Below are 11,999 nucleotides of genomic sequence, written 5' to 3' on the forward strand. Positions count from 1 at the left end.
AGGTGAGCAAAAGTTCCTCAATGGCCATGCAGTCGTCGCACTTCCGCCGGAAGCCCCTGGCGATTAGTTATCCCGTCATTCCTGTCGTAAACCTCATTATCCTCCAACTGATAGATTGCCCAGTTCTGGATAAAGGGTGACGGCCAAGGTTTATATTCCCCGCACCCATAGAACACTCCCATGAGGGAGGTCCTGCTGAAACTGAATGTCGTTCCCTGCGTCTTCCTCGAGAGGCTCAACCGCTTCGTGGCGCTGGTTGAGGTCAATGGAGAAATTAGAAAAGCCCTCGTAACCAACACCGGTCGTCTGGAGGAGTTCATGGTTCCCGGAAGGAGGGTTTTCTGCCTCCCGAAGAGCGGGGGCAAGACCGATTTCGTCCTGCTCGCTTTCGAGGACCGGGGCGGAAAGGGAGCGGTGATAGACACGAGGACTCAGGCGAAGGCCTTCGAGAGGGCCGTTGAGCTCAACCTTATCCCCTGGCTGAGGGACTGCTCAATAAAAAGGAAGGAAGTCCGCGTCGGCAAATCTCGCCTCGACTACCTCTTCGAGTGTCCCGAGGGAGAGATATACGCCGAGATGAAGAGCGCCGTTCTCAGGGGCGGTGAGAGCGGCGAGTACGCGATGTACCCCGACTGCCCAAGCGTCAGGGGTCAGAAGCACGTCAGGGAGCTGATAGGGCTCGCAAGGGCAGGGAAAAAGGCGATGATTTTCTTCGTCGGAGCGATGCCCGGTGTAGAGAAGTTCAGGCCCTACGAGGGGGGCGACCCTGAGATAGCGAGGCTTTTGAAGAAAGCCAGCAAAGCGGGCGTTGAAATCCGGGCGCTCAGCATCTCCCTCCTTCCCACCGGCGAGGTGATCCTGGAGAGACCTGTTCTTAGGGTGGAGCTCTAAACCGCCGTTCTAGGCGTCTTGTACCACACCTTCTTGGCCTTTCTCGCCTCCCACAGACCGGCGAGGGAGATTAATATCCACATCTGAGAGTATGTGTAGTACATGAACGGTGCGAGGAGCCAGCAGCCGATGCTCCTTATCTTCCCGTCGTAAAGGCCGGCGAAAATCTCCAGCAGGAACGAAAGGTACACAAAGCTCAGGATAAGTCCCGTGAACCATGTAACGTTTCCTGAAGCCATCATTAGTGCCACAAAGGCCACGTCCGCAACTATGACGGCTATCGCCAGGAGGTAGTACACCATCAGCGTGAGGAGCAGGTCAAAGCGCAGGCCCCAGCCCTTTATCTCGCGGAACCTCTTTACGTGCTCCCTCACGGTGTAGACGTTTCCGGCCGCCCAGCGGGTCCGCTGCCTGAACCACACGCGCCAGCTCTCCGGCTCCTGCTCCCAGGTGACCGCGAGTGGGTTGTAGGCTATCCTCTTTCCCAGGGCTATTACCCTGAAGGAAAGCTCCAGGTCCTCCGCGAGGGCATTCTCGTCCCAGCCGCCCAGCTCTTCGAGCAGGTCCCTCCTTATTACGAAGTTCGTCCCAGGAAGTATGGCGGTTTTGTACAGCTTGCTCTTTCCGCTCTGGCCGGCCAGCTGGAAGTAGAGGTACTCCATGCATATGAAGCGCGTGAGTACGTTCCGGTTCCAGTTTATTGTTCGGACTTTTCCGGTTACTGCAGGCGTCTCGTCGCTCAGCATTGCCACCAGCCCCTTGAGCGCCCCCGGCTCCGGCCTGTTGTCGGCGTCGTAGACCGCTATGACCTCTCCCCTCGCCAGTTTAAGGCCGTAGTTCAGGACGTAGCTCTTCCCCCTTCCACCGCCCTCAACGCGGATCACCCTGATGAAGGGGTGCCCCCTCGCCACCTCCTCCGCTATCCTCACAGTCTCGTCCGTGGAACCGTCGTCGAGCAGGAGAACCTCCAGTTTGTCCTTGGGATAGTCGAGGTTTGCCATCGCCAGGAGCGTGTCCCTTATCACCACACCCTCGTTTCTCGCTGGAATGAGAACCGTAACAGATGGGAGATCCTTTGGAACGTCTGGGGGGTTGAACTTCGAATTGTACCTGAGACCCTCGAGGGTCAGAACGATGTAGTAAGTGAAGATGGGGTATATCACGATGACAGTGAGTACCCACACGATCTCCAGGATTCCAAGCAACGGCTCCACTAGCCACCCAGAGACCTGCACCGTTCTCCCCTAATAGTATTTGGGAGTTTGATCTTATAAGCCTCCCGATGGGAACCGTTTTAAGGTCGAGATGGTGAGAGTTTACGGTGATGGGTATGGCGATAGTCGATGTTAGAATCCTCGTGGAAGGTGCGAGCGACGTTGAGGTCGTAAGCAAGGCCCTCCAGGGGCTGGCCCTGGGGAGCGAGTACAACATCACGATCTCCGCGATAATCCCAACGACTAACGTGGAGATAGCAAAGAGCGCGGCCGCCGGAGCCGATTTGCTCATCATAGCAACCGACGCGGATAGGGTTGGAAGGGACCTCGCCGAGAGGCTCTACGGCGAGCTGAGCGAGATGGTTGGCCATGTCGAGAGAATGAAGCTTCCCCTCGGCCACGATCTGGAGCACGTTGATGTGGAGCTTGTGAAGAAGGAGCTCAAGAACACACTCGTCAGGGCGGGACTGAAGAGTCTTCAGGTACTCCCCGAGTACATGGCCCTCAGGAACCAGCTTCTTGACCTCAAGGGGCGCTATGATGGACTTGCCGAGGAGCACAGGAGGCTCAAGGAGGAGCACGAGAATCTGATTCAGACCAACGAGGAGCTGAGGGCCGAGAACGAGAGGCTCAGGGAGGAGAACGAGAGTCTTAAGGCCCTCCTGGAGAACAGCAGAAACGTCTACCGTATCGACGAGGCCTGGAAGTCCCTCTTCCCGGCCGAGCCGGTTCCAGACGAGGCATACATTGGAAGGGCCGTCGAGAAGCTCGGTCTGGCCGGCAAGGTCATAGTCGGCCAGGGGTACATCTTCGCCGAGGACAGAAACCTGGTGGACGAGCTCCTTAGGACGGTCTACCTTAGCCTCAGCATAGCGGAAGAGCCGGAGCCTCCAAGACCTGAACAGCCGACGTCGGAGGTTGAGGAGGATCTGGAAGTCATTGAAAGTACTGAGGTCAAGCCCGAAGATCTGGAGAATCTCCTAAAGGGCCAGTAAAATGGAAGCCCAGGAAATCATAGAGGAGTTCGAGACCTACCTGGACCTCGAGGGCAAGAGCCCTAACACGATTAGAATGTACTCCTATTACGTGCGGCGCTATCTCGAGTGGGGCGGGAGGCTAAACGCCCGCTCCGCCCTCCGCTTTCTGGCGAGGCTCAGGAGGGAGGGGTACTCTAGCAGGAGCCTAAACCTCGTCGTCCAGGCCCTCCGGTCCTACTTCCGCTTTGAGGGCTACGACGAGGAGGCCGAGAAGCTCAAGCCGCCGAAGGTGCCGAAGAGTCTGCCGAAGGCCCTAACGCGTGAGGAGGTCAAGAGACTCCTCTCGGTGATTCCGCCGACGAGGAGACGTGACAGGCTTATCGTTCTCCTCCTCTACGGGGCCGGGCTGAGGGTAAGCGAGCTCTGCAACCTCAAGAAGGGCGATATCGACCTCGACAGGGGTCTCATAGTCGTCCGCGGCGGGAAGGGCGCTAAGGACAGGGTCGTCCCGATTCCCGAGTTCCTGGTCGGAGAGATAAGGGCATACATTGAAACCCGGGAAGACGACAGCGAGTACCTCTTGGTCGAGGAGAGGAGGAGGGAAAAGGACAGGCTCTCCCCCAAGACCGTCTGGTACCTTCTTAAGAAGTACGGGGCGAGGGCAGGGATTGAGGTAACCCCCCACAAGCTTCGCCACAGCTTCGCCACCCACATGCTCGAGCGGGGTGTGGACATAAGGGCCATTCAAGAGTTACTCGGCCACTCCAACCTCTCGACGACCCAGATTTACACCAAGGTCACCGTGGAACACCTCAGGAGGGCCCAGGAGAAGGCTGGCCTCATGGAGGGATTGGTTGAGTAGAAACGGTACACCATACCGTATTTGGTACGCTACACCGCACCAATCTCAACTGGAGAAACGGAGAAAAAACCTCAGAGCGCCTCCTTCTTCTTCAGCAGCGCTAGATAGCTCGTGAATGCCCCTGCGGAGATGGTATCGCCCAGGCCGACCGTCGAGACCGGGTTCTTGACGAGCCTCGTGGGGATTATGACGACCTTGTACTCCCTCGTGCGGAGCCTCCTCTTCGCCTCCTCGAAGCGCAGTTTGACGTACTCCCCGCGCTCGTTGTACGGCACTTCAGTGCCCACCTTGAAGTCCTCGGGCGAGCGGATTTCCCCAAGGGAGGCCCTAGCGGCTGCTAGAGTGGTGGCGAGCTCAAGACTGTTCCTGAGTTCCTCCTCGCTCAGCGGGTTGTCCGCGTGGGTGATGTACATCAGGTAGTAGATCGTGTGTATTTGCAGAACCTCAAGGTTCATCTCGTCGATGAGTATCTTCCCCCCGAGGACGGTGTCCTCGATGCGGTTGTAGGTGAATATCCGATCGGCGAGCTTGGAGTAGCCGAGGGCGTTGAGGACGTGGGCTATCTCGGCCTCGTCCATGCCAACGCTGTCTACCAGTGGGAAGAGGTTGTAGATGACCTTCTTCCTGAGCTCGCGGTTCTGTATCGAGGCAAACTCCAGGTGAACCTTGACGTCCTTCTCCCGCTTGAGCAGGAGTATGTCCCTCTTCGCCTCCCTGAGGTAGTGGTTGGCGTCCTTGCCGTCCGAATAGCGGAGCTTTATGCCCTGGTAACCTGAAAGGATCGCCCCGTCAACCTGAAGGCCGATCTCCGGCAGGAACGGCTTCAGCTCGGGCTCGGTGTATATCCTTATGCTCTCAAACCTTGCTGAGACTATGAAGCGACCGGAGAAGGGGACGGTAATCCTTTCACTTCCCAGATTAAATGTCGTCCCGGCGCGGAATTCAAAAATGCGGTTCACCTTGATAGGGTCGTTCTCGCGGTAGGCCTCGCGTGGGTGCCTGAAGGTCAGCCTCCCGTCCTCAACCACCGGATAGAGAAGGTTCGGCCCCTCCACGAACATCTCGGCCTGCTTCCTCGCGAGGTGGGGGGTGTAGACTATCACCCTCCTGAAATCTAGGCTGGCCAGGAGGTTCGCTATTATCCCCGCCTGGCCGCCCATTCTCTCGACGTCGTACTTGAAGTGGGAATCAAACCAGGAATGGAGCTCCTCGTTCACGAGCGGGACCGCCATCGGCTTACCAGTCTTCAGCGCGTGCACCAGCCTCGCCACGAAGTCGAGGGGCTCGTTTATCTCCCTCGGGTACTCCTCCATTCTCCTTCTCACGTTCTCGGCCCCGAGCTCGTCTATCAGCCCCTGCACCGTCTCTCCCGTCAGGTAGGTTATCGCGTCCACGTTCGTGTTGTAGGCGGTGTAGATTGAAAGCTTCCTCGCCTCCTCCAGGAGCCCCATATGTATCACCCTCAGTGACTAACACCCAAGAAATGCGCGAGGAGTCTTAAAAGGATTTCGGAGGGCAAGGGCAGAAAAATGTTGAGGGATCAGAACTCCGTGAAGAGCCGTCCGAGGTAGGGAATCTTCTCCATCACGTCCATCTGCCTCAGTGCGAGCCACAGCGAGGCCTGGTTGCTGGTAACGACCGGGACTCCTAGGTCCTCCTCCAGCGTTTCGATTATCTCGAAGGTCCTGAGGTTGGTGCAGCTTATGAAAACCGCGTCCGCCTCGTCGAGGAAGCTCGCCTTTGCCAGGCGGTATGCCTCGTAGGGCTCGAGATTCCCTATAGCCTGGTTGTCCTCCAGGCCGAGCCCCCTTATGTCTAGGACCTCGAAGTCGTTGGCCTCGAGGAACTCCCTCTCCCTCTGGTTTATCTCGTCGGTGTAGGGCGTGACGACCAGAACCGACTGGGCGTCCAGTATCTTCAGCGCCTCCACGACGGCGGTGCTCGTGCTCACGACCGGGACGTTCACCTCTTCCTCTATTTGCGCCTCCAGTTCTTTCTCGTAGTCCTTTCCGCCTATGAACGAACCGCTCGTGCAACCGTAGAGGACCAGCTCAACCCCCGCATCGCGGAGGAGCCTGGCGCTCTCGACCGCCAGGGCGTTCATCTTTATAAGCTCCTCTTCGGTGACGTTCCTGAGAGGAACCCTCGCGGTGTGGAGCGAAACGCCCTCGGGAAGGACTGAATGAAGTTCCATCTCCATGGTCGTGTTAGATGACGGGACGATAAGGCCAAGTCTTCCTCTCCAGCCGTACATGCTTTCACCTTTCCCCTTTACTCGGCCGTTCTCTTAAACCTTTGGTTCCGGAAAGGTTGATTAAGGTCCTCGGGAATCCTAAGTGGGTGGTAGCGTGGAGCTGGAGGAGGCGATAAGGCTAAGAACATCGGTGAGGTACTTCGAGGATATGGACGTTCCCGAGGAGCACGTGAAGGCCCTAATAGAGGCCGCCATAAGGGCGCCAACGGCCAGCGGCCTGGAGAACTGGCTCTTCGTGGTCTTCCGGAGCGAAGGGGCGAGGGGAAGGCTCTACTCCCTGATAGCTGAGGGAATGGAAGCCTACTACAGGGCGGTGAAGCTTTCCGAGGAGAAGATAGAGAAGCTCAGGCGGAGAATGTACGAGGAGGGAATGTACAGGGCGCCGGTTTACATCGCGGTGTTCATCGACAGGGGGACCCGCTTCCTTCCCGGGAAGGAGTTCGACGAGCTCGAGTTCATATGGAGCGTTGAGAGCGCCGCGATGGCCATTCAGAACCTCATGCTCAAGGCCGTTGAGCTGGGCCTCGGGACTGTCTACATCGGGGTAACGAACTTCCGGGGGATAGAGGAGAAGGTTAGAGAGCTCGCAGGCCTCGACGAGAACCACTACCTCGTTGGCCTCGTTCCTGTGGGCTATCCAAGGGGTGAGGTGCGACCCAGGAAGAGGAGGAAAAAGCTGGGGGACGTCGTTAAGTTTGTCTGAGTTACCTTTTTATTACCCTGTCACCACTGACCTTTGGTGGGAAGATGATAGAGTTCGTTATCCTGCTCGGTGTCATCGGCGGCTGGATAATAGTCGCCTCCACGCTCTTCCTGATGCTTGCTCTGGGTCAGACTTGGGGCCTGGTTGGAGTGGCCCTGCTCGTAGGATTCATACTAATTAACCATTCCCTCAAGAGAAAGTACATGCGAACCATAGTGGACGCAACGCCCCGAGCAAAGGCCATAGCGGCCCACATATTCGAGATGAACGAGCTTATTCTCCTCTCCTCCTATCTGGTTTCCCTGATCCTTTACGAGGGAATCCAGAAGTACGTGGAGATAATAATCAAGTTCCCGCATGCCCTGGGGTGATTCCATGAACGTGATCATAGTCCGCTACGGCGAGATTGGAACCAAGTCAAGGCAGACGAGAAGATGGTTCGAGAACATACTCATGAACAACATACGCGAAGCTTTAGTCAGTGAGGGGGTAGAGTTCAAGAAGATCGAGGCGAGGCACGGGCGCGTTCTCGTGAGGACGAACAAAGCCAAAGAAGCCGTCGAGGTTCTCACGCGCGTCTTCGGCATAGTTTCGCTCTCGCCGGCGATGGAGGTCGATGCAAACCTCGATAAGATCAACAGAACAGCTTTGAAGCTCTTCAGGAGGAAGAAGCGCGAGCTGGGCCTCGAGAGGCCCCGCTTTAGGATCACCGCCAGGAGAATAACCAAGGAGTTCCCGCTCAAAAGCCCCGAGATACAGGCCAAGGTCGGCGAGTACATTCTTGAAAACGAGGAGAGCGAGGTTAATCTGCACGACTACGATATTGAGGTCGGCGTCGAGCTGATGGAGGGAAAAGCCTACGTCTTCGTGGACAAGGTTAAGGCCTGGGGAGGACTGCCGATAGGGACGCAGGGCAAAGTGGTGGCTCTGCTTAGCGGGGGCATAGACTCGCCGGTTGCGGCATTTCTCATGATGAAACGCGGCGTCGAGGTTATTCCGGTTCACATCTACATGGGCGAGAAGACCCTTGAGAAGGTCCGGAGGATATGGAATCAGCTCAGGAAGTACGGCTACGGCGGAAAGGGTGAGCTGATAGTTGTGAAGCCCAAGGAGCGCGAGAGAATCATCGAGAAGCTCCGCGAGCTTGGAAAGGAGAAGTACACCTGCGTCTTCTGCAAGTTCATGATGGTTAGGCACGCCGATAAAATAGCGAAGGACTTCGGAGCTAAAGGCATCGTCATGGGCGACTCCCTCGGGCAGGTGGCTTCGCAGACCCTCGAGAACATGTACATTGTCAGCCAGGCGAGCGATTTGCCGATTTACCGCCCGCTCGTTGGCCTTGACAAGGAGGAGATAGTGAGCATAGCCAAGAGAATCGGCACCTTCGAGCTCTCAACCCTGCCTGAGGACGAGATACCCTTCATTCCAAAGCACCCGATAATCCGCGGTTCGTGGGAGGAGTTCAGGAAGCTCTACAAGGCGGTTTTTGGTGAAGAGCCGGAGAAGAGAGAATGCTGAAAGGTTAAAAATGGGAAAAACAAGTTGTTACGGGGTGAGAACGTGCCGATAGTTGTTGAGGCCGTGTATGAAAACGGAATTTTAAAACCCGTAAAGAAGCTCAACCTGCCTGAAAAGAGCAGGGTGCTCATAAAGGTTGAGGTCTTTGGACTTCTGAAGGACTGGGACGTTGACCCTCAAAAGCTGAAAGATGAACTGAGGGAGGTACATGGCTAAGTTCTTCGCCGATACCTACGCCCATAGATTTCTCACGGGGGACAGGGAGTTTAAGGACATGGACAATGTAGAGTTCGTGAAGTGATTATCATGACACCCACGCGCCTTGCCTCCTATATAGCTCTTTCGCTTCCCGTTCTCTTCCTCGTGGGCTTAGCGGTGAACGTCCACGCCAACCCCTGGTTCTCCTTCACGGACAACGCGCTGAGCGACATGGGCTCGCTTAAAAACCCGAACCGCTGGCTCTTCAACGGCTTCCTCATGCTCTTCGCAACGGTTGCGATGATACCGTCACTGGTGGCCTTCAAGAACGGGCTGAGCTACTTAATGCCCCTCGCGATGGTTTTCCTCTTCCTCGTCGGCGTCTTCCCGGAGGAGCTACCCTACCACTCCCCTTCGGCTGTCCTCTTCTACGTCCTGGCCTTAGCTGACATAGCGATAATAGGGATAAAGCTCGGGCAGAAGAACCCCATCAACTACGTCTGGAGCGTTTTAGCCGTTCTCGTCTTCTTCACCATGCTCTACCTGATTAAGGCGAGGGTCTTCAAGGGCCTGGCGATTCCGGAGCTCATAGGGGCGTTCTTTATCCTGGCGTGGTTCGTTTACCTCGGCTTTCTCCTCAAAGGTTTGAAACCCTGAGTTGAGGAAAGCCTCATAAAAGCTCCCTCCAAGTCCAAGGCATGAAGGCAGTTGCCCTACTAAGCTCGGGCATAGACTCGCCGGTGGCGATTTACCTGATGCTCAGGAAAGGCTTTGAGATAACCCCCGTTCACTTCCGGCAGAGCGGTACGAAGGAGTCCAAGGTTTTTGAGCTCTGCGAGGTTCTCGGAAAGTACGGAAAGCTGAATGAGCCGGTTATAGTAGATGCCTACGAGGAACAGGCTCCGGTTTTTTCGAAGCTCGCCGAGATTGGAAAGGCCAAGTGGACGTGCCTCTTCTGTAAATACACGATGCTCAGGAAGGCGTGCAGGGTGGGACACGAAATCGGGGCAAGGGCTATAGTTACGGGCGACTCCCTGGGGCAGGTGGCATCGCAGACCCTCGACAACCTTCTCATCATAAGCACCGCGAGCGACCTGCCTATTTTGAGGCCCCTCATCGGCCTCGACAAGGAGGAGATAGTCAAAATAGCAAAGGAGATAGGGACGTTTGCGATAAGCATCGAGCGGGAGGAGCCGTGCCCGTTCGTGCCGAGGCACCCGATAGTGAGGGGTTCACTCGGTGAGTTTGAGAGGATAAAGGAAAGGCTCGTGAGGGAAGGGGCGCTCTGATTACCCAATTTTGTCCACAACTGTTCGTTTTAGGAAAGTTTTTAAAGCCCTTCTCTCACCCGTTTTCGGTGATGGCAAATGAACGTGTTTAACAGCACCCTCGAACTGTTCGAGAAGTACAAGCCGACCCCCCTGGTCAAACTCTCGGCGGAGAGGGGGGATGTATTTTGCCAAGCTGGAGTTCTTTAACCCCTTCAGCAGGAGCATCAAGGACAGGACCGTTTTTAACATGCTTATGAAGGCCATCGAGCGCGGGGACATCAACGGCACGGCCCTTTTTGAGGCCACCTCCGGCAACGTCGGGATTTCTCTGGCCGCTTTAAGCAACGTTCTGGGAATAGAGTTCAGGGCATACCTGCCGAAGCCAACACCAAAGGCTACCCAGGTTCTGCTCAGGGTCCTCGGTGCAGAGGTCGTTATGACGGACTTCGAGACGATAGACCCGACGATGGTGCGCTTTGTGCAGGAAGAAGCCAGAAAAGCCGGTGCGATGAACCTCAACCAGTTCGAGAACGACGACAACTTCGACGCCCACTACCGCTTTACCGCGGGGGAGATAGACGAGCAGCTGAAGAGCATCGGCAAAAAGCCCGACGTCCTGATAGCGGGCATAGGTACCTCGGGCCACATAGCCGGTCTGGCACAGTACTTCAAGGAGCGCTACGATACAAGGGTCATCGGCGTTGTCCCCGCCAAAGGAGAGAAGATCCCCGGAATAAAGCGCCTCGAGACGAAGCCCAAGTGGTACTTCCAGGTGGACATAGACAGGGTCGTGGAGATAACCCGGAACGAAGCTATTGAAGGCGCCTTCAGCGTGGCACGCAGGGACGGTCTCTTGATAGGACTCAGTTCTGGAGCGGTTGTCAAGGCGTACGAGAAAATCTCCAGCGAATTCGGTGAGAAAACCTACGTCCTCATCTTCCCCGACGATGGGTTTAAGTACGTGGAGATATTTGAAGGTTATCTGGGGGTAACATGAAACGGCTAACCCTTGCCACCCTCCTTCTTTCCATCAACGGGGTACTGCTCCTCTACTATGCCTACGCATGGGGTTCGTTCGTTTACCTCTCCTTCGCGCTCCTGAGCCTGTCCCTGGCCTACGGGGTCGGACGGGAGAACAGGACTGCCATCAAGGTTGCCCTAATCTACGCTGGGATAAGCTTCTTCTTCGCCCTGCTCTTCCTCATAGCCGGGAACCTCCTCTCCGCGGTTGATACGGCCATAAACTTCTTCATACTCCACGACATACTGGGCTACGTCCAGGAAGTTTACCGCGAGGAGAGTGAGTCCCGGAAAGAGGAAGAAGAAAAGGCGGATTGATCAGGCGCACCTCTCCCTGTACTCGCTGCTTATCTCCTCTTTCTTCTCGGTGGGCTCCTTGACGATTATCCTGGCGTCAACCACCACGGCACCCTTGCCCTTCTCGTAGACGAAGATCGGGTTGAGGTCCATCTCCTTGATGTAAGCGTCGAGGTCGTTCACGAGTTCGCTGACCTTGAGGAGCAGCTCGACTATTGCATCGATGTCGGCCGGCTCCTCACCGCGCGCCCCGGCGAGGATTGGATAGCTCTTGATCTCGGTTATCATCTTCCTGGCGTCGCGCTCGGTTATGGGTATTATGCGGAAGGTCACGTCCTTGAGCACCTCGACGAAGATTCCACCGAGGCCGAACATGAGGGCGTGACCGAACTGCGGGTCCTCGGTAACGCCGATGATTATCTCCCTGCCGGGCCTTAGCATTGGAGCTATGAGAACGCCGAGTATCTCTGCATCGGGCCTGTACTTCCTAGCGTTCTCGTGGATAACCTCCCACTTCTCCTTCAGCTCCTCCGGGCTCTTGATGTTGAGAAGGACGACCTTGGCGTCGCTCTTGTGGAGAATCTGTGGCGACATGAGTTTCATGGCAACCGGGTAGCCGATTTCCTCGGCGTACTTGAGAGCCTCGTCCAGTGTCTTGGCTAGCTTTTCCTCCGGAACCGGGAGACCGTAGGCTTTGAGAACCTGCTTTGCCTCGTACTCGACGAGGGCGGTCCTGCCCGAGGCGAGGACCTCCTTAATAACCTTAAGGGCTTCCTCCTTCATACTACCACCAC

Annotated in this window: 14 protein-coding genes and 1 pseudogene; 11 read left to right on the forward strand and 4 right to left on the reverse strand. The window is 56.3% G+C overall.

The window, feature by feature from the left end:
* The first annotated feature begins 180 nt into the window (after positions 1-180).
* Positions 181-891 (forward strand): DNA/RNA nuclease SfsA, encoded by a 711-nt coding sequence (gene sfsA / locus E3E27_RS00640; protein WP_167773092.1) that lies wholly within the window; start codon positions 181-183, stop codon positions 889-891.
* On the opposite strand, the gene E3E27_RS00645 is transcribed toward sfsA, so the two are convergent.
* The gene (locus tag E3E27_RS00645) at positions 888-2,126 is read right to left on the reverse strand and encodes a glycosyltransferase family 2 protein (protein WP_167773093.1); all 1,239 of its coding nucleotides are present in this window, start codon (positions 2,124-2,126) and stop codon (positions 888-890) included. The two genes, sfsA and E3E27_RS00645, sit on opposite strands and share 4 nt — an antisense overlap.
* Before the next feature lie 95 nt (positions 2,127-2,221).
* On the opposite strand from E3E27_RS00645, the gene E3E27_RS00650 reads away from it, so the two are divergent.
* Positions 2,222-3,100, forward strand: a complete 879-nt coding sequence (locus tag E3E27_RS00650; RefSeq protein ID WP_167773647.1) for a toprim domain-containing protein — start codon at positions 2,222-2,224, stop codon at positions 3,098-3,100.
* A gap of 1 nt (position 3,101) precedes the next feature.
* A complete protein-coding gene (gene xerA / locus E3E27_RS00655) occupies positions 3,102-3,944 on the forward strand; it encodes a site-specific tyrosine recombinase/integron integrase (protein ID WP_167773094.1) in 843 nt (280 codons plus the stop codon).
* A gap of 71 nt (positions 3,945-4,015) precedes the next feature.
* Here xerA and pfkC read toward each other — a convergent pair whose 3' ends face one another.
* Both pfkC and E3E27_RS00665 read right to left on the reverse strand, forming a co-directional pair.
* Positions 4,016-5,395: an ADP-specific phosphofructokinase gene (gene pfkC, locus E3E27_RS00660; RefSeq protein WP_206204757.1), complete on the reverse strand. Its 1,380-nt coding sequence runs from the start codon at positions 5,393-5,395 to the stop codon at positions 4,016-4,018.
* 89 nt (positions 5,396-5,484) lie between these two features.
* Complete coding sequence (locus E3E27_RS00665; protein WP_167773095.1) at positions 5,485-6,198, reverse strand: aspartate/glutamate racemase family protein; 714 nt, start codon at positions 6,196-6,198, stop codon at positions 5,485-5,487.
* 94 nt (positions 6,199-6,292) lie between these two features.
* On the opposite strand from E3E27_RS00665, the gene E3E27_RS00670 reads away from it, so the two are divergent.
* The 8 genes and pseudogenes from E3E27_RS00670 to E3E27_RS00705 all read left to right on the forward strand — a co-directional run bounded on the left by E3E27_RS00670 (position 6,293) and on the right by E3E27_RS00705 (position 11,226).
* On the forward strand, positions 6,293-6,901 hold the full coding sequence (locus E3E27_RS00670) for a nitroreductase family protein (RefSeq protein WP_167773096.1): 609 nt from the start codon (positions 6,293-6,295) through the stop codon (positions 6,899-6,901).
* A 44-nt stretch (positions 6,902-6,945) separates the two neighbouring features.
* Positions 6,946-7,272 (forward strand): hypothetical protein, encoded by a 327-nt coding sequence (locus E3E27_RS00675; protein WP_167773097.1) that lies wholly within the window; start codon positions 6,946-6,948, stop codon positions 7,270-7,272.
* Between the two features lie 4 nt (positions 7,273-7,276).
* The gene (gene thiI, locus E3E27_RS00680; RefSeq protein WP_167773098.1) at positions 7,277-8,419 is read left to right on the forward strand and encodes a tRNA uracil 4-sulfurtransferase ThiI; all 1,143 of its coding nucleotides are present in this window, start codon (positions 7,277-7,279) and stop codon (positions 8,417-8,419) included.
* 42 nt (positions 8,420-8,461) lie between these two features.
* Positions 8,462-8,635: an antitoxin family protein gene (locus E3E27_RS00685; protein WP_167773099.1), complete on the forward strand. Its 174-nt coding sequence runs from the start codon at positions 8,462-8,464 to the stop codon at positions 8,633-8,635.
* A 90-nt stretch (positions 8,636-8,725) separates the two neighbouring features.
* Positions 8,726-9,274: a DUF998 domain-containing protein gene (locus E3E27_RS00690; RefSeq protein WP_167773100.1), complete on the forward strand. Its 549-nt coding sequence runs from the start codon at positions 8,726-8,728 to the stop codon at positions 9,272-9,274.
* 41 nt (positions 9,275-9,315) lie between these two features.
* Entirely contained in the window at positions 9,316-9,906 is a 591-nt protein-coding gene (locus tag E3E27_RS00695) for a hypothetical protein (protein ID WP_167773101.1), read from the forward strand.
* 157 nt (positions 9,907-10,063) lie between these two features.
* Positions 10,064-10,885, forward strand: a pseudogene (locus tag E3E27_RS00700) (cysteine synthase family protein); the annotation flags it as partial.
* Complete coding sequence (locus E3E27_RS00705) at positions 10,882-11,226, forward strand: hypothetical protein (RefSeq protein ID WP_014789493.1); 345 nt, start codon at positions 10,882-10,884, stop codon at positions 11,224-11,226. The pseudogene E3E27_RS00700 and the gene E3E27_RS00705, both read left to right, overlap by 4 nt.
* Here the strand turns inward: E3E27_RS00705 and E3E27_RS00710 are convergent, their stop codons facing one another.
* Positions 11,227-11,988, reverse strand: a complete 762-nt coding sequence (locus E3E27_RS00710; protein ID WP_167773103.1) for an acetate--CoA ligase family protein — start codon at positions 11,986-11,988, stop codon at positions 11,227-11,229.
* Positions 11,989-11,999 lie beyond the last annotated feature (11 nt).

It is taken from the genome of Thermococcus sp. MV11, from assembly GCF_012027285.1.
Classification (GTDB): Archaea; Methanobacteriota_B; Thermococci; order Thermococcales; family Thermococcaceae; genus Thermococcus; species Thermococcus cleftensis.